Raw genomic sequence first — 15,924 nt, 5'->3', positions numbered from 1 at the left:
CCCGTTGCCAGCTGGCAACGGGCCTTCCGTCCGTCAGGTGGTGCCGACTACGCCAGCGTGGCCGCGTCGATCACGAAGCGGTAGCGGACGTCCGACGACAGGACGCGCTCGTAGGCCTCGTTGATCTGGTCGGCGCTGATGAGCTCGGTCTCCGGCAGGATGTCGTGCTCGGCGCAGAAGTCGAGCATCTCCTGCGTCTCGCGGATGCCGCCGATGGCCGATCCGGCCCAGCTGAGCCGGCGCGGGATCAGGGCGAAGGCCGGGACCTCGAGCGGCTCCGACGGAGCACCGACGTTGACGAGCGTGCCGTCCACCTTGAGCAGGCCGAGGTAGGCGCCCATCGGGATCTTCGCCGAGACGGTGTTGATGATGAGCTCGAAGGAGTTCGCGAGCTGCTCGAACGTCTCCGGGTCCTTCGTGGCGTAGTGGGCCGTCGCGCCGTAGCGGAGCGAGTCCTCCTGCTTCGAGGTGGTCTGCGACAGCACCGTGACCTCGGCACCCATCGCGACGGCGATCTTGACGGCCATGTGACCGAGGCCACCCATGCCGACGACCGCGACCTTCGTGCCGGGGCCGGCCTTCCAGTGGTGCAGCGGCGAGTAGGTGGTGATGCCGGCGCAGAGCAGCGGCGCGACCTTCTCGATGTCGAGCGACTCGGGGACGCGGAGCACGAAGTCCTCGTTCACCACGACGGCCTGCGAGTAGCCGCCCTGGGTGATGCTGCCGTCGGCCGGGTCGACGCCCGCGTAGGTCTGGATGTTGCCCTTGAGGCAGTACTGCTCCTCGCCGGCGAGGCAGTTCTCGCACTCGCCGCACGAGTTGACCATACAGCCCACGCCGACGCGGTCGCCGACCTGGTGCTTGGTGACGTTCTCGCCGACGGCGGTGACGTGGCCGACGATCTCGTGGCCGACGACCTGCGGGTACTGGATGGGACCCCACTCACCGCGTACGGTGTGGATGTCCGAGTGGCAGATGCCGGCGTAGGCGATGTCGATCTCGACGTCGTTCGCGCCGACGTCACGACGGGTGATGGTGGTCTTGACGAGCGGCTCGGTGGCGGACGGTGCCGCGTAGGCGTTGACGGTACGCAATAGTCTCCTCGTGGGGGTGGAGTGTCCGGGCCGGGTGCGGCCCACGTCCCAGTCTCGTGGAGCGCGCCATCGGGTGGGAGGTACAACCAGGACACCCCTGTGCGGACCGACAGACGCGGGTCAGACCAGTCGGGCGAGTCGCTGTCCGGCGATGCGGGCGAAGCGCAGCGGGTCGGCCAGGGCGTCGTCGGGTTCGCCCGTCGTCTGCGTCGCGAGCACCGTCAGCGAGGCCGCGGCGTCGAAGTCGTCGAGCGGGGCGTCGATGTCCCCGGCGACGAGCATCGCGCGGGCACCGGGCGCGTGCGCCGCCGCCGACGCCCGCACGGCGCTCGGGACCTTGCCGACGGCGGACTGCGCGTCGTACCGACCCTCGCCCGTGACCACCACGTCGGCACCGTCGAGCAGTGCCGGCAGGCCCAGGACGTCAGCGATGCCCTGCGCCCCGCCGACCAGCGTCGCGCCCCACGCGAGCAGCCCGAAGCCGACACCACCGGCAGCACCGGCACCGGGCGTCGACGGGTCGACCTCGGGGAAGCAGCGCGCCCAGTCGGCCAACCGTGCGTCGAACGCCGCCACACGGTCGGGCGTGATGCCCTTCTGCGCGCCGAAGACCGCGGCCGCGCCGTCCGGTCCGAGCAGGGGCGAGGTCACGTCGGTGAGCACGACGGCACCCTGCGCGGGTGGGCGGCGCAGGTGCGTCGTGTCGACGGACGTGACGTCGTCCAGCAGTTCCGCTCCCTGACGCCACCGCGGCGGGTGCTCGGGGACCGCGGGATCGACGTGGACGAGTGCGCCGAGCCCGATGAGTGCGTCGACGCCGCCGTCGGTCGAGGCGCTGCCGCCGATGCCGAGCACGAGTCCGGTCGCCCCGGCGTCGAGTGCGGCGGCGATCGCCTCACCGAAGCCGCGGCTCGTCGCGGTGTCGGGCAGCGGCTCGTCGAGCAGGGGCAGGCCGCTCGTCGCCGCGAGCTCGACCACGGCACGGCCGTCGGGCAGCCGGAGCCAGTGGGCGTCGACCGGGGTGCCGGCCGGCCCAGTCACGGTGACGGGGACCCGGACCGCCCCGGGTGTCGCGGCCGCGAAGGCGTCGAGCGTGCCCTCGCCGCCGTCGGCCATCGGGACGAGGACGACGTCGTCGTCGGGGCGTTCGGTCAGCCAGCCGTCGCGGATAGCCGCGGCGATCGCGGCTGCCGTCGCGGTGCCCTTGAACGAGTCCGGAGCCACGATGATGCGCACGGGTCCACCGTAGTGGCCGGTCGCGGGGCGCCGGCGTGTGCGCGGGACGCCGTCTTCTGCGCGAGACGCCTCCGATCCCGGCGGCGTCTCGGCGGCATGGGGGCGTCGAGCGGAGACGCCGGTGTGTTGCAGAGGAACGCGTCGGGCGAACGCCTCGAGCGGGGACGCAGCGTCAGCGAGCCAGCGACGCCGCGGACTCGGGCGCCGGCAACGCGAACCGCGGGTGCGGCGCCCTACCCGTCGCGAGGTCCGCGAGCATCTCCCCCAGCAGCGGCGCGAACTTGAAGCCGTGCCCCGAGAACCCCGTCGCGACGGTCAGCGGCCCCACCCGGTCGATCACGAAGTCCTCGTCGGGCGACGTGTCGTACAGGCAGCTGATGAAGGTCGGCCGCGTCGCGTCGACCCCCGGCACCCACCGCGCCACGTACGCCTGCAGCCGCTCGGCCTCGGCCGCCACGGGCACGAAGTCGCGATGGTCCGGGTCGACGACGGGACCGGTGCCGTGGAACCCGACCTTGACGCCCTCGCCCGGCGTCAGCAGCCCGTACACGTCGTCGCCGTCAGCCCAGTGCACGAAGCTCGGCCACGCCGCGTCCGGCAGGTGGCTGGGGAAGTGCGCGGGCTGCTCCTGGGTGACGCGGACGGCCGGGAGGCCCGCCCCGCGTCCGGCGAGCAGGTCGCGGACCAGCGTGGGAGCCCAGGAGCCCACGGCGGCGACCACGGACGCGGTGCGGACCGCGGTGCCGTCGGACAGGGTCACGGTGACGTCGTCGCCGTGGTCGTCGAGTCCGGTGACCCGGGTGTCGAACCGCAGCTCGGCGAGCCCGGTCCGCTCGGCCAGGGTGAGCAGGACCTCGATGGTGCGCTCGGAGCGGATGCGCCCGGCGGTCGCGTGGGTCAGCACGTGCCCCTCGAACGCGATGCCCGGCCAGCGCGCGGCGGCGGCCTCCGGCGTCAGGGACTCGTGCGGGATGCCGGCGGCGGCGAGGGCGGCGGCGATCGCGTCGACGACCTCTGGCCGACCGTGGTCGACCGCCCCCGTGCGGACGACGAGCTCCTCGCCGACGATGCCCCCGAGCTGCTCCCACAGGCGGAGCGCACGGGTCGTGAGCGCGACGTACTCGGCGTCGGCGTAGCCCTGCCGGAAGATCCGGGTCGCGCCGTGGGACGAGCCGAGGTGGTGCCCGCGGGCGTGCTGCTCGACCAGGAGCACGCGTTCGCCCCGGGCGGTGAGTGCGTACGCGGCCGCGGCACCGACGACGCCGGCGCCGATGACCACGGTGCGGGGAGTGGGGGAGGAGGCCATGCGGCGAGCGTACGACCTGACGGAGCGAGTGACGGGAATCGAACCCGCGCTACCAGCTTGGGAAGCTGGAGTTCTACCATTGAACTACACTCGCGCGCCCCGGTGGACGGGACGCAGCAAGCCTAGCGGATTCTCGCCTGGACGCCAGCCGACCGCTCACCGGAAGCCGCGCGCCGGAGCCGTGTCGGGCCTCCCGAGTCTCCGCTGTGAGCCCGCCTGCCTGACGGACAGGTGTCGCGCCCGTGTGTACCGTCCAGGGAGTCCCAGCCCCCGACCGAGGAGGACCCGGATGGTCAGGCATCCCCTCATCGACGACGTGGTCGGTCGTGCCCTCGTGGTCGAGTCCGCCGCTCCCGTCGTGTGGTTGACGGACGCCCTCGCGTCCCTGCTCCGACGTGCGTCGGACGCGGGACGCACGGTGGTCTTGCGCACCGGACGGGGATCCGCGATCACCCCGGCCCTTCGGCACGCCCTCGGTGCGTACGGCGCCGCGTGGGCGGTCGCCGACTTCGACGGCACCCTGCGCGACGGGCGCACCGGCGTCGCGGCCTCGGACATCGAGGACTTCGTGCACCGCGGCCCCGAGCTCCTGGGCACCCCCTCGCCCGAGCACCCGGTCGCCGCCGACTCCGTGCGGCAGATCAGCATCGACCTGACGCTCCGCCACCACCCCGGCCGTGCGGTCGACATGGGGTCGGCGATCGAGGCGCTGTGCCACACGGTCGGCACCTGCCCGACCCGGTGGGGCACCGCCGAGCCCCTCACCGTGCCGTGGGACCGCTGGGTCGTCACGCAGTACGCCAAGCACGAGGCGCCGGGCATCTCGACCTCGTACGCCGTCGGCGAGGGCTTCTCGGCCACGATGACCGCGCACCTGGTCGCGGGGGTCGTCGTCGAGACCATGTCGGCCGTGCTCACCGTGCCCGAGGAGAACACCGACCCCGACCTGGCGAACCGCATGTTCGACGCCGTGCAGCGCGTCGCCGACCAGGTCGTCCCGGTGTTCGGCGTCGTGATGCAGCGTCGCGGGGACGCCGACCACCTGGTGCGTGCCGTCTCGCACGGCGAGCCGTCGCCGCTCGCCGTCGTGGTCGGGCCCGAGGCTGCCGGGTTCCTGGACCGCGACGGGGTGTGGCCGCCGCCGCGCACCACGACCGCCACGTTCGGCACGGGGGCACGCAGTGCCGACCCGGATGCCGACGCCGGGATGATCGTCCGCTTCGAGGACGGCTGGGAAGCCCTGGAGTCCTTCCTCGACCGCATCGACGAGGACCGCTTCCTGCAGCTCGTCGGTGGTGCGCCGCTCGACCCCGCCCACGACGAGGGCACGCTCGACGGACACCTCCGGGACGGCCGTGTGGCGGGCGGTCAGGGTGCCGCGTGACGTCACGATCCTGAGTCGTCGCGCGATCGAGGCCCGCGAGGTCGCCGAGGCGTTGCTGCTGCACGACGAGACGTGGGGTGTCCGCGCCCTCGACGAGGGGCCGATGCTGCAGGTCTGCCGTGACGCAACCCACCCGGTGATCACGGTGCTCGGCGTGCGGCGGGTGGACTCGTCGGACGAGGTCGAGCGGATCCTGCCGGACGCCCCGTCCCTGACGACCCCGCTGTGGTGGGTGGACACCGTGACCCCGACGGGCCCGGACGGCGAGGACGGCATCGCGGCAGCGCTCGACGCGGCCATGGAGCTCGACGCGGTCTGCATCGTCCACGGCGACTGAGCGGGTCGGACCGGGGCCGTGCCCCGAGCGGTCAGTCCCGCTTGCTCATCGCGGCGAGGCGCTCGTTGTAGGCCTTGAGGTCGGCGTCGCCGTCGCGGTCGGCCTTGCGGTCCAGGCGCTTGGCGTCGCGCTTGTCGGAACGCATCCAGTTCCGCACCACGAGCAGCGCCACGAACACCATGGGCAGCTCCGAGGCACCCCAGGCGATGCCGCCGCCGGTGTGCTGGTCGTCGAGCAGGGCGGCGTCGTTCGTCTGCCCGAGCGCGTGGAACCAGTCGATCGCGAACACCGACTGCGACGTCATCACGGCGACGCCGAAGAAGGCGTGGAAGGCCAGGGTGGCGAGGAGCGTGATGATGAGCATCGGGTACGGCGGACGCTTCGGGCCCGGGTCGACGCCCACGAAGACCCAGAAGAACAGGTAGCCGCTGAGCACGAAGTGGACGATCATCGCGACGTGCCACTCGTGCGACTGCATCGCGGCCTGGTAGGCGGGCGTGAAGTAGAACACCACGAGCGACCCGGCGAAGATCACGCCCGCGACGGCGGGCTTGCCGAGGAACTGCATCCACCGCGAGTGCACGAACAGCATGAGCCACTCGCGCGCCCCGCGGGAGCCATCCGTCCGCACCGGCAGCGTCCGGAGCGCGAGCAGCACGGGGCCGCCGAGCACGAGCGGCAGCGGCACGAACATCATGAGCAGCATGTGCTGGAGCATGTGCGACGAGAAGTGGATCATGCCGTAGACGGCGGGGCCGGCCGAGGTGGTCCAGGCGAAGAGCGCGCACCCGATCAGCCACGCGATGGTGCGTCCGACCGGCCAGGCGTCGCCCCGCTGCCGGAGCTTGCGCACGGCGAGCAGGTACCAGACGGCGCCGACCACGGCGAGGCCGAGCCAGACCCAGTCGATGTGCCAGTGGGTCAGGTAGGTCTGCACGGTCTGGGCCGGCGGGAACGGGAAGCCGATGAGCCCGGAGCGGGTGTCCTCGCCCGTCTCCGGGGTCTGCGGGATCGGCGGCTGCGACCGGGACACCGCGACCGAGACGCCGATGGCGACCGCCATGAACACGATCTCGGCGAGGGCGAAGCGGGTGAACCGACCGCGGTCGAGCGGGGCGCGGAGCAGGCCCGGCACGAGCCGACGCCGCTGGACGACCCCGGCGACGCCGAGCAGCACGAGGATGAGCGCCTTGACCGTGATGAGCCAGCCGTAGCTCGTCGTGACGAGGTCGAGCGGCCCGGTCAGGCGCAGCGAGGCGTTGACCACGCCCGAGAACGCGACGGCGCCGAACGACCAGCCGGCGAGCGTCGAGTACCGGGCGACCACGCGGCCGGTGGCACCCTTCGTGCGCGTGCGCAGGACCAGCACGGCGACCAGTCCGCCCGCCCACACGCAGACCCCGACCAGGTGGATCGCCAGGGAGTTGACCGCGTTCGCGTGCTCGAGTGCGCCGGCCGCGTGGCCGGACAGCGCGAGGGGGAGCAGTGCGAACAGGCTCGCCACGGTGCCGAAGGCCAGGGTGGTGACGCGGGTGGCGAACGCGGCGATCACGGTCGCCACGAGGATCGCGACCGCGGAGACCACCAGCGCCTGGCCGATCTCGACCTGGAACGCGAACAGGGCGAAGTTGCGGGCGAAGACCGGGTCGGTCAGCGGGACGCCGAGTGTGTTCGCCCCGGTCAGGACGATGCTGACGGCCGCCGCCAGGAACCACACGGCACCGGTCGCCGCAGCCCAGCGGGTCGCCCGGTGCTGCACGCTCGACAGGGCGCCGTGGTCCTTCTTCTGCGCGGGCAGGGCGAAGGCCGCCACGATGAGGAGTCCGACGGTGAGCGCCGCCATCGTGTCGTGCACGACCCGGGCGATCGGCATCCCGTAGTCGACGACGTCGCCGGCCGAGACGAGCTGCTGATCGGCACCGAAGGCGCCCGTGAACGTCAGGCCCAGGATCGAGCAGGCGACGGCGAGCGGGACCGCGATGACGAGGACCGTCGCGACGGTGGACGAGCGCCCGGGCGAGGGGGCTGCGTCCGGTGCTGACCCGGTGGGCTGGGTTTCGGGTGACGTGACGGTCATGACCGTCCAATGGTAGGCGCGCCGGCTGGCAAGCAGCCCCTCGGGTGCGCGTTCAGACGCGGTGTTCCCAGATGCCCTCGGAGCCGACGCCGACGAACCCGACGGCCTCGTTCACGTCGAGCATGTGACGGTTCTCCTCGGCGTTGAACGTGATGATCGAGGGACGCCCGGGGAACCGCTGCTCGAGCTCCTGGATCCCGACGACCTTGAGCAGCCAGCCGAGCCGGTGGCCGCGGTGCTCGCGGAGCACCAGGGTGTCCCACTGCTGCGCGGGCCGAGCGGGGTCGTCCGGCACCGACAGCTGCGTGAAACCGGCCAAGGTGGTGGTCGGGACGTGCTCGACGGCCACCGTGAGCAGGGTCCGCGGGGCTCGTGCGAGCTCGTCCTCGTGCTCGCGGAGTCGTTCGGCGGTCCAGACGTCCTCGGGCTCCGCCATGTCGCCGGCGGGCGCGTCGGTGCTCATGCGGGTCTCCAGCAACGCGATGCCGTCGAGCCACTGCTCCGGTGTGCGCCCGGTCCAGGCGTGCACGCGGTACTGCTCGCCGGCGGCGGACGCCGCCCGCTCGTGCACGCCGCGCACCACGGTCGTGTCCGCCGGCAGCGTGAGCCGGCTGATGCGGTTCACCTGGCCGAAGTGCCAACCGCGGGCGGTCAGGAACCGCACGCCGGCCTCGTCCTCCGGGACGGCGCCGTACCCGGTCGGGGCCTGCACGTACCCGGGCCCGGACGCCGGACCGACCTGCCGTGAGACGGCGTACGTCTTCCACTGCGTGCGGCCGTCGGCGCGGGCCATCGACTCCAGGTGGTCGGCGAGCAGCGTCCCGACACCGCGGCGCTGGTGCTCGGGCGCGACGCCGACGGACAGCCAGCAGTTGGTGGTGCCGGGCTCCTGCTTCGTGTCGTACGAGCCCGCTCCGACCACGGTGCCGCGGTGGTCGCGGGCGACGACGAGGCGACTCGGGGCGCCCGGCTCGCGGCACAGCGGCAGGTACTCCTCCGGTGTCCACGCCAGCTCGTGCAACCCGTGCACGGCGGCTTCGGCGCCGTCGGACACGGCGCGCCAGGCGGCGAAGGTCGCGACGGTCGCCGGGTCGTCGTCCATGCTGGCGGGCACCGGGATCTCGTCGACGGTGTACGTGGTCATCGTGCTCTCCGAACGCCGCCCGTCGGGGTGGTGGGCAGCCTGGCAGTATACCGGCGCGCCGCCCGCTGCCGCTAGGCTTCTGCGCGTGCTGCTCTCCGACCGCGACATCACCGCCCAGCTGGCCGCAGGCCGCATCGGTCTCGACCCGTACGACGCGTCGCTCGTCCAGCCGTCGAGCATCGACGTCCGGCTCGACAAGTTCTTCCGGCTCTTCGACAACCACAAGTACCCGCACATCGACCCGGCGGTGGACCAGCCCGACCTGACCCGGTTGGTCGAGACGGACCCCGACGAGGCGTTCGTGCTGCACCCCGGTGAGTTCGTCCTCGGGTCCACGTTCGAGGTCGTGACCCTGCCGGACGACATCGCCGCGCGGCTCGAGGGCAAGAGCTCGCTCGGTCGCCTCGGCCTGCTGACGCACTCGACCGCCGGGTTCATCGACCCGGGCTTCTCGGGGCACGTCACGCTCGAGCTGTCGAACGTCGCGACACTGCCGATCAAGCTCTGGCCCGGCATGAAGATCGGGCAGCTCTGCTTCTTCCAGCTGTCGAGCCCGGCGGACAAGCCCTACGGCTCGGCCGAGTACCAGTCGCGCTACCAGGGGCAGCGCGGCCCGACGCCCTCGCGTTCGGCGCTGAACTTCCACCGGGCGGACGTGTCGGGGGAGCGCTGACGCCCGGAACCCGCAGACCGAACTGAAATGTTCAATGCTGTGTATCGTTGCAGCATGTCCGCGGTTCCTCCACGACCTGCACCGCCACTGTCGGCGGCAGCGCTCATCCGTGACGCGCGCGAGCGCGCCGAGCTGACCCAGGTCCAGCTCGCGCGCCGCGCCGGGGTCACGCAGAGCGTCATCAGCACGTACGAGAACGGTCGACGGGAGCCCTCGCTCGCCGCGTTGCAGCGGATGCTCCGGGCGGCGGGGTTCACGACCACCATCGACCTGCAGCCGGTCGAGGAGTCCCCGCCGCTCCGCGAGCGCGTCGCCGCGGCGCGCGACGACCTGGTCGCCGTCGTCGAACGGTTCGGCGGCAGGAACCCCCGCCTGTTCGGCAGCGTCGCCCGCGGCCAGGACGGCCCGGACAGCGACGTCGACCTGATGATCGACGTCGACGACGGGCTCGGCATCTTCGCGCTCATGCGCATCCAGGACGCCGCCGAACGGCTGCTCGGGGTGCGCGTCGACGTGGTGGACGCCGCGGGGATGCACCCCGAGGTCGTCCGGAGTGCGGTGCCGCTGTGATGGCGGAGGACGGATCGCGTCGCGCCGTCGGCGACCGCCTCGACGACGTGATCCGCGCCTGCGAGGCCATCCGCCGCTACGTCGGCGACCCACGGTTGCCGGAGGACCTGGTGCACGACGCGGTGCGGATGCGGTTGGTCGAGATCGGTGAGGCGGTCCGGGTGCTGCCCGCCGCCGTCACGGCCGGTGAGCCGGACATCCCGTGGTCACGGGTCTCGGACCTCGGGGAACGGCTCACCCGCCGGTACTTCGACACCACGCGCGCCGTCGTGTCCGGGACGGCGCGCACCGATGTCCCGCACCTGGCCGCCGCCGCGGCGCGGCTGCGCGCCACGCACGGGTGACCCCACGCCGGACGGGAGGCACGGATCACGACGTGCGCCGCGCCTCCCGTCCGCCGTGGGGCCGGCCCCGGACGACGCAGGACGGCCCCGTCTCGCCGAGGCGAGACGGGGCCGTCCGTGGTGCGGGGGAGATCAGCCCTTCTTGGCGAGCTCCTCGAGGGTGTCGTTGCCCTCGTAGGCCTCGACCGCGTTGTCCTTGGTGACGAGGACCGGGGTGAGCTCGATCGCGGGGACCGTCTTCACGCCGTTGTAGTTGTTCGTCTTGTCCATCTTGGTGTCCGGCTTGTCGCCCTTCGCCAGGGTGGAGACGAGGTCGACGGCCGCCTGGGCCTCTTCCGTGGTGTTCTTGTAGATCGTCGAGTACTGCGTGCCCTGCATGATGAGCGGGATCGACGCGGTCTCCGAGTCCTGCCCGGTCACGACGGGGGTGTCCTTGCCGGCGGCCTTGGTCGCGGTGAGGATCGCACGGGCGAGCGTGTCGTTCGGCGAGAGGACGCCGTCGAGCTCGGTGTCACCCGTGTAGTACTGCGCGAGCAGGTCGGTCATGCGCGACTGGGCCTTCTGCGCGAGCCAGCCCTGCGTGACGACCTTCTGGAAGGTGGTCTGACCGGAGACGACCTTGATCGTGCCGTCGTCGATCTTCGGCTGCAGGACGTCCATCGCACCGTTGAAGAACACGGTGGCGTTGGCGTCGTCCGGCGAACCGGCGAAGAGCTCGACGTTGTACGGCTTGTCGCCCTTCTTCTCCTCGAGGCCCTTGAGCAGCGCCTCGGCCTGGAGCTGGCCGACCTTGAAGTTGTTGAACGCCACGTAGTAGTCGACGTTCTTCGTGTTCAGGATGTTGCGGTCCCAGGCGATGACGACGGCGCCGCGGTCCTTGGCGGACTTGACCTGCGCGGTCAGCTGCGAACCGTCGGCGGCACCGATGATGACGGCCTTCGCGCCCTTGGTGATCATGCCCGAGATCTGCGACTGCTGGTCCGGGACCGGGTTGCCGGCGTTGGCGTACTGGATGTCGGCCTTGAAGCCGGCTTCCTCGATCGACTTCTCGAACGCGGCGCCCGCGAGGACCCAGTTCTGCGAGGTCTTGGCGGGGAGCGCGACGCCGATGAGGTCGCCCTTCTTGATGGTGCTGCCGCCATCGCTGCCGGAGTCACCGGAGGTGCCACGAGCCGAGCAGCCGCTGAGGGCCAGGCCCGCGATGAGCGCCAGGCTGAGGCCGGCGACGATCTTCTTGCGCATGTGATTGCTTTCTCTTCGTTGAGGAGGTGGGGCCGGAGCCCCGGTGTGGAGTGTGGGACTAGGGGAGGGTGATCTTGTCCGGTTGGTCCTCGATGGACCGCGGCTGCTGGGCGGCCACCGTGTTGTCCTCGGTGTCCTTCCGCTGGAACTGCCGCAGCATCCCACCGATCAGGGACGGACGACCCTGCGACTTCGAGTAGACGTCGAAGGCGACGGCGACGAGCAGGACCAGGCCGCGGATGATCTGCACCTGGTTCGACTCGAGGCCCATGAGCTGCAGACCGTTCGACAGCAGCGCCATCACGAGGCCACCGATGATCGAGCCGGAGATCGTGCCGACACCACCGGCGACGGCTGCACCACCGACGAACACGGCGGCGATCGCGTCGAGCTCCCAGCCGGTGCCGTCCGCGGGGCCGGAGGCACCCGAGTAGGCGACGAACACCATGCCGGCGATGGCGGCGAGGACGGACATGTTCATCATGACGAAGAAGTTGACCTTCTTCGCGGAGACACCGGACAGGACGGCGGCGTTCGCGTTGCCACCGACGGCGTAGACCTGGCGACCGAAGATGGTGTTCTTCGTGACGAAGCCGTAGACGATGGTCAGCACACCGAGGATGATCGCGACGATCGGGACCGAGGTGCCGATGGGGCCGGCGGCGAACAGGTAGGTCGCGACGAGGGTGACGGCGACCAGGATGCCGGTGCGGACGATCGAGACCCACAGCGGCGGGACCTCGGCCTGCATCTTCTTGCGGCGGGCACGGCCACGGGCCTCGATGATGATGAGGGCGAGGATCGTGACGAGCCCGATGAGCAGGGTGCCGTTGCTGAAGCCGAAGTCCGGGCCGAAGTCACCGAGGAAGCCGGCGCCGATCGGGATGAAGTCGTTCGGGACGGGGACCGAGGTCGAGTTGCCGATGATCTGGTTCACACCGCGGAAGATGAGCTGGCCGGCCAGGGTCACGATGAAGGCCGGGACCTTCACGAACGCCACCCAGAAGCCCTGCCACGCACCGATCGCGGCGCCGCAGGCGAGACCCAGCAGGATCGCTGCCCACACCGGGAAGTCCCACACGGCCATCGACTGCGCGACGACGATGCCGACGACCGCTGCGACCGAACCGACCGACAGGTCGATGTGCCCCGCGATGATCACCATGACCATGCCGAGCGCCAGGATCAGGATGTAGGAGTACTGCAGGAACAGGTTGATGACGTTGGTCGGCTCGAGGATGAGCCCGTTCGTCGTGATCGAGAAGAAGATCAGGATCGCGATGAGCGCGATGACCATGCCGTACTGGCCGATGCTGTTGCCCTTGCCGAAGAGCAGTTTCAGGTTGTTCATGAGGCGGTGGCGCCCTTCCGCGCGGAGGTCATGCTGCGCATGAGCGATTCGGGATCGGCCTTGTCGGCCGGGAGGTCAGCGGTGATCTGGCCCTCGAAGATGGTGTAGATGCGGTCGGACAGACCGAGCAGTTCGGGGAGCTCCGACGAGATGAGGATGATGCCCTTCCCCTCGGCCGCGAGCTGCTGGATGATCCCGTAGATCTCGAACTTGGCGCCGACGTCGATACCGCGGGTCGGCTCGTCGAGGATCAGGATGTCCGGGTCGGTGAACATCCACTTCGACAGGACGACCTTCTGCTGGTTGCCGCCGGACAGCTTGCCGACGTTGTCCTCGACGCTCGGCACCTTGGTGCGCAGCATCTTCCGGTACTTCTCGGCGACCGAGTACTCCTCGAGCGAGTCGACGACACCGGCCTTCGAGATCTTCGGCAGGTCGGCGGCGACGGTCGAGCGCTTCACGGTGTCGAGCAGGTTGAGCCCGAGCGCCTTGCGGTCCTCGGAGACGTAGCCGAGGCCGTTGTCGATGGCCTGCTGGACGTTCGTGACCTTGATCTCGCGGCCGTCCTTGATGATCTGGCCGTCGAGCCACGTGCCGTAGGAGCGACCGAACAGGCTCATCGCGAGCTCGGTGCGCCCCGCACCCATGAGCCCGGCGAAGCCGACGATCTCGCCGCGGCGGACGTGGAAGTTCGAGCCCTTGCAGACCAGCCGCGACGAGTCGAGCGGGTGCTGCACGGTCCAGTTGCGGACCTCGAAGAAGGTCTCGCCGATCTTCGGGGTGCGGTCCGGGAACCGCGACTCGAGCGAGCGACCGACCATGCCGCGGATGATGCGGTCCTCGTTGACGCCGTCCGCCTTGACGTTGAGCGTCTCGATGGCCTTGCCGTCACGGATGATCGTGATCTCGTCGGCGATCTGCTCGATCTCGTTGAGCTTGTGGCTGATGATGATGCTCGCGATGCCCTTGGCCTTCAGCCCGACGATCAGGTCGAGCAGGTGCTGCGAGTCGTTCTCGTTGAGCGCGGCGGTCGGCTCGTCGAGGATCAGGAGCTTGACGTCCTTGTGCAGGGCCTTCGCGATCTCGACGAGCTGCTGCTTGCCGACACCGATGTTCTTGATCTGCGTGTCGGGGTCGTCGGCCAGGCCGACGCGGGCGAGCAGGTCCTGCGCACGCAGCTGCGCGGCGGTCCAGTTGATGACGCCACCGCGGCTCGGCTCGTTGCCCAGGAACAGGTTCTCGGTGATCGAGAGCTCCGGGACGAGCGCCAGCTCCTGGTGGATGATGACGATGCCGGCCTGCTCGGACTGCTTGATGTTCGAGAAGCGGACCTCTTCGCCCTCGTAGACGATCTCACCGCTGTACGTGCCGTAGGGGTAGACGCCGGACAGGACCTTCATCAGGGTCGACTTGCCCGCGCCGTTCTCGCCGCAGATCGCGTGGATCTCGCCGGCGCGGACGCTGAGCGAGACGTCGGACAGCGCCTTGACACCAGGGAACTCCTTGGTGATCGAGCGCATCTCGAGGATCGTCTCGGGTGCGGTGATCGACCGGGTCTCGAGGCCGGTGTCGATCGGGGTTGACGCCACAGTGCATCTCCTTCTGCCGCTTCGACGCGGCAGTGTGTTCGGTGGTTCTGCTGCGGCAGCGAGTGCACAGGCGGGCCTGTGTGGACTTCGTTGTCGCGTCCGGATCCGGCTCGGTGCGACGCTCATGTGAACGGTCACATCGGCAGGACGGAGGCAATTTACGCACAGCCTCGGTGCGGCTGTCAATTCGGATTGGTCGCGTTTTCGTAACGGCCTGCGCGATCCGGCGGGAACGTCCCCCGGCCTGGGGGCAGGGCGGCGCGCAGCTGCCGTCCGTTGCGTGGTTCCGCACGTCGGACGGGAGGCCCGTGGCGGGCCCGCCACGCGCCTCCCGTCCGACGCCGGGCGCCTGCCGGGCCGCTCAGTGGCTGCCGGACCGCTCAGTACCTGTCGACCCGCTCAGCGCCGGTCGGACCCGCTCAGCGGCTGCGGGGCGCGGCCGACGAGGCGCGCACGACGAGCTGGGGGACGATGTCGATCGGCCGGAGCAGGTCGCCGTCGCCCGGCAGCAGCAGGTCGACGCAGCGGCGGCCGAGCTCGGCGAAGTCGACCTGCACGGTGGTGAGCGGGGGCCAGAAGTGCTTCGCCTCGGGGATGTCGTCGTACCCGACCACCGACAGGTCGCCGGGCACGTCGAGCCCGTAGGAGCGCGCGGCGTGCATCACCCCGAGCGCCATCTGGTCGTTCGAGCAGAAGATCGCGGTGCAGTCCCGCCACCGGAGCAGCTCGCGACCGGCGTGGTAGCCGAAGTCGGCGGTCCAGTCGCCCAGGATCGGCGGCACGACGGTCATGTCGCGGTCGGACATCTCGCGCAGGAACCCCTGCATGCGGGCGTCCGCCTCGATCCAGTCCCGCGGCCCCGCGATGTGCCGGACGTACTCGTGCCCCAGGTCGAGCAGGTGCGCCGTGGCGAGCCGGGCGCCCTCCATCTGGTCGACCCACAGCGCGGTCGGGTCCTCGCCGACGCTGGCGCGCATCGTGACGTACGGCGTCTTGATGCCGAGTTCGGCGATCAGGTCGAACACCCGTTGCTGCGGGGCGATCACCACGATGCCCTCGACGTCCAGGTCGAGCAGGTGTCCGAGTCCTTCGCGCACCGCCGTGTCGGTCGCCTCGGCGATGTTCGCCGTGGTGACCGAGTAGCCGCGGAGCATCGCCGCGTCCTCGATGGCCTGCAGGGCGACGGCGGGCCCGTAGTGGGCACGGCGTGCCGTCAGCACGCCGATGGTGTGCGTGCGGCTCGTCACCAGCGCCCGCGCGGCGCGGTTCGGCCGGTACTGCAGCTGCTCCATCGCCGCGACGACCTTGTCGCGCGTCTCCGCCCGGATCGCGTCCGAGTTGTTCAGCACGCGCGAAACGGTCTGGTGGGAGACCCCCGCCACCCGCGCGACGTCACGGATGCTGGGCGAACGCGGTTGCTGTGTCCGCGGTGACGCCATTGCTGCTCGTTTCCGCCCGGGGCCGTGGCACGTCGATGTGCACGTTCACATTCCGGGCCAGATCATTATGCACGTCCGGCGCACGGACGCCAGCTGTGCGTCGATCGACCGGACGCTCGGCACCGGTCGCGCCCACGG

At 70.8% G+C, this 15,924-nt stretch carries 14 protein-coding genes and 1 tRNA gene; 5 read left to right on the top strand and 10 right to left on the bottom strand.

Annotated features, from left to right (window positions below; translation table 11 throughout):
* Positions 1–47 precede the first annotated feature (47 nt).
* The 4 genes from LEL83_RS02260 to LEL83_RS02245 form a co-directional block, all read right to left on the bottom strand.
* Complete coding sequence (locus LEL83_RS02260; RefSeq protein WP_198657515.1) at positions 48–1,094, bottom strand: NAD(P)-dependent alcohol dehydrogenase; 1,047 nt, start codon at positions 1,092–1,094, stop codon at positions 48–50.
* 120 nt (positions 1,095–1,214) lie between these two features.
* Positions 1,215–2,330 carry a glycerate kinase family protein gene (locus tag LEL83_RS02255; RefSeq protein WP_225557596.1) on the bottom strand — a complete coding sequence of 372 codons (1,116 nt, stop codon included), beginning with the start codon at positions 2,328–2,330 and terminating at the stop codon, positions 1,215–1,217.
* Between the two features lie 172 nt (positions 2,331–2,502).
* Entirely contained in the window at positions 2,503–3,636 is a 1,134-nt protein-coding gene (locus LEL83_RS02250; RefSeq protein WP_225557595.1) for an FAD-dependent oxidoreductase, read from the bottom strand.
* Positions 3,637–3,659: 23 nt separating this feature from the next.
* Positions 3,660–3,730: transfer RNA gene (locus LEL83_RS02245), tRNA-Gly, on the bottom strand.
* Positions 3,731–3,925: 195 nt separating this feature from the next.
* On the opposite strand from LEL83_RS02245, the gene LEL83_RS02240 reads away from it, so the two are divergent.
* Together LEL83_RS02240 and LEL83_RS02235 are read left to right on the top strand one after the other, a co-directional pair.
* Positions 3,926–5,020, top strand: a complete 1,095-nt coding sequence (locus LEL83_RS02240; RefSeq protein ID WP_225557594.1) for a DUF6177 family protein — start codon at positions 3,926–3,928, stop codon at positions 5,018–5,020.
* Complete coding sequence (locus tag LEL83_RS02235) at positions 5,010–5,357, top strand: hypothetical protein (protein WP_225557593.1); 348 nt, start codon at positions 5,010–5,012, stop codon at positions 5,355–5,357. Before LEL83_RS02240 ends, LEL83_RS02235 begins: the two co-directional genes overlap by 11 nt.
* A 31-nt stretch (positions 5,358–5,388) precedes the next feature.
* On the opposite strand, the gene LEL83_RS02230 is transcribed toward LEL83_RS02235, so the two are convergent.
* Together LEL83_RS02230 and LEL83_RS02225 are read right to left on the bottom strand one after the other, a co-directional pair.
* Complete coding sequence (locus LEL83_RS02230) at positions 5,389–7,434, bottom strand: cytochrome c oxidase assembly protein (RefSeq protein ID WP_225557592.1); 2,046 nt, start codon at positions 7,432–7,434, stop codon at positions 5,389–5,391.
* A 52-nt stretch (positions 7,435–7,486) separates the two neighbouring features.
* Positions 7,487–8,578, bottom strand: coding sequence for a GNAT family N-acetyltransferase (locus LEL83_RS02225; RefSeq protein ID WP_225557591.1), 1,092 nt, complete (start codon positions 8,576–8,578; stop codon positions 7,487–7,489).
* 85 nt (positions 8,579–8,663) lie between these two features.
* Between LEL83_RS02225 and dcd the strand changes: the two genes are divergently transcribed.
* The 3 genes from dcd to LEL83_RS02210 are packed head-to-tail and all read left to right on the top strand — an operon-like array spanning position 8,664 to position 10,165.
* Positions 8,664–9,251 carry a dCTP deaminase gene (gene dcd, locus LEL83_RS02220; protein ID WP_198657522.1) on the top strand — a complete coding sequence of 196 codons (588 nt, stop codon included), beginning with the start codon at positions 8,664–8,666 and terminating at the stop codon, positions 9,249–9,251.
* Positions 9,252–9,305: 54 nt separating this feature from the next.
* The gene (locus LEL83_RS02215) at positions 9,306–9,821 is read left to right on the top strand and encodes a helix-turn-helix domain-containing protein (protein WP_225557590.1); all 516 of its coding nucleotides are present in this window, start codon (positions 9,306–9,308) and stop codon (positions 9,819–9,821) included.
* Complete coding sequence (locus tag LEL83_RS02210) at positions 9,821–10,165, top strand: HepT-like ribonuclease domain-containing protein (protein ID WP_225557589.1); 345 nt, start codon at positions 9,821–9,823, stop codon at positions 10,163–10,165. Before LEL83_RS02215 ends, LEL83_RS02210 begins: the two co-directional genes overlap by 1 nt.
* 132 nt (positions 10,166–10,297) lie before the next feature.
* On the opposite strand, the gene LEL83_RS02205 is transcribed toward LEL83_RS02210, so the two are convergent.
* The 4 genes from LEL83_RS02205 to LEL83_RS02190 all read right to left on the bottom strand — a co-directional run bounded on the left by LEL83_RS02205 (position 10,298) and on the right by LEL83_RS02190 (position 15,786).
* Complete coding sequence (locus LEL83_RS02205) at positions 10,298–11,407, bottom strand: substrate-binding domain-containing protein (RefSeq protein ID WP_225557588.1); 1,110 nt, start codon at positions 11,405–11,407, stop codon at positions 10,298–10,300.
* A 58-nt stretch (positions 11,408–11,465) separates the two neighbouring features.
* On the bottom strand, positions 11,466–12,758 hold the full coding sequence (gene mmsB, locus LEL83_RS02200; RefSeq protein ID WP_198657526.1) for a multiple monosaccharide ABC transporter permease: 1,293 nt from the start codon (positions 12,756–12,758) through the stop codon (positions 11,466–11,468).
* A complete protein-coding gene (gene mmsA / locus LEL83_RS02195) occupies positions 12,755–14,278 on the bottom strand; it encodes a multiple monosaccharide ABC transporter ATP-binding protein (protein ID WP_198658576.1) in 1,524 nt (507 codons plus the stop codon). Before mmsA ends, mmsB begins: the two co-directional genes overlap by 4 nt.
* Before the next feature lie 488 nt (positions 14,279–14,766).
* Complete coding sequence (locus LEL83_RS02190) at positions 14,767–15,786, bottom strand: LacI family DNA-binding transcriptional regulator (RefSeq protein ID WP_198657527.1); 1,020 nt, start codon at positions 15,784–15,786, stop codon at positions 14,767–14,769.
* Positions 15,787–15,924 lie beyond the last annotated feature (138 nt).

The sequence above is a fragment of the Curtobacterium oceanosedimentum genome, assembly GCF_020297365.1.
In the GTDB taxonomy this organism is placed as follows: domain Bacteria; phylum Actinomycetota; class Actinomycetes; order Actinomycetales; family Microbacteriaceae; genus Curtobacterium.
This window is presented reverse-complemented; position numbering and strand designations above follow the sequence as displayed.

What these genes read in the sequence shown, in the direction of transcription:
- LEL83_RS02190 (WP_198657527.1), bottom strand. Translation starts at nt 15,786, where the DNA reads ATGGCGTCACCGCGGACACAGCAACCGCGTTCGCCCAGCATCCGTGAC.
- LEL83_RS02225 (WP_225557591.1), bottom strand. Translation starts at nt 8,578, where the DNA reads ATGACCACGTACACCGTCGACGAGATCCCGGTGCCCGCCAGCATGGAC.
- LEL83_RS02250 (WP_225557595.1), bottom strand. Translation starts at nt 3,636, where the DNA reads ATGGCCTCCTCCCCCACTCCCCGCACCGTGGTCATCGGCGCCGGCGTC.
- LEL83_RS02215 (WP_225557590.1), top strand. Translation starts at nt 9,306, where the DNA reads ATGTCCGCGGTTCCTCCACGACCTGCACCGCCACTGTCGGCGGCAGCG.
- mmsA (WP_198658576.1), bottom strand. Translation starts at nt 14,278, where the DNA reads ATGCGCTCGATCACCAAGGAGTTCCCTGGTGTCAAGGCGCTGTCCGAC.
- LEL83_RS02230 (WP_225557592.1), bottom strand. Translation starts at nt 7,434, where the DNA reads ATGACCGTCACGTCACCCGAAACCCAGCCCACCGGGTCAGCACCGGAC.
- LEL83_RS02205 (WP_225557588.1), bottom strand. Translation starts at nt 11,407, where the DNA reads ATGCGCAAGAAGATCGTCGCCGGCCTCAGCCTGGCGCTCATCGCGGGC.
- mmsB (WP_198657526.1), bottom strand. Translation starts at nt 12,758, where the DNA reads ATGAACAACCTGAAACTGCTCTTCGGCAAGGGCAACAGCATCGGCCAG.
- LEL83_RS02210 (WP_225557589.1), top strand. Translation starts at nt 9,821, where the DNA reads ATGGCGGAGGACGGATCGCGTCGCGCCGTCGGCGACCGCCTCGACGAC.
- LEL83_RS02240 (WP_225557594.1), top strand. Translation starts at nt 3,926, where the DNA reads ATGGTCAGGCATCCCCTCATCGACGACGTGGTCGGTCGTGCCCTCGTG.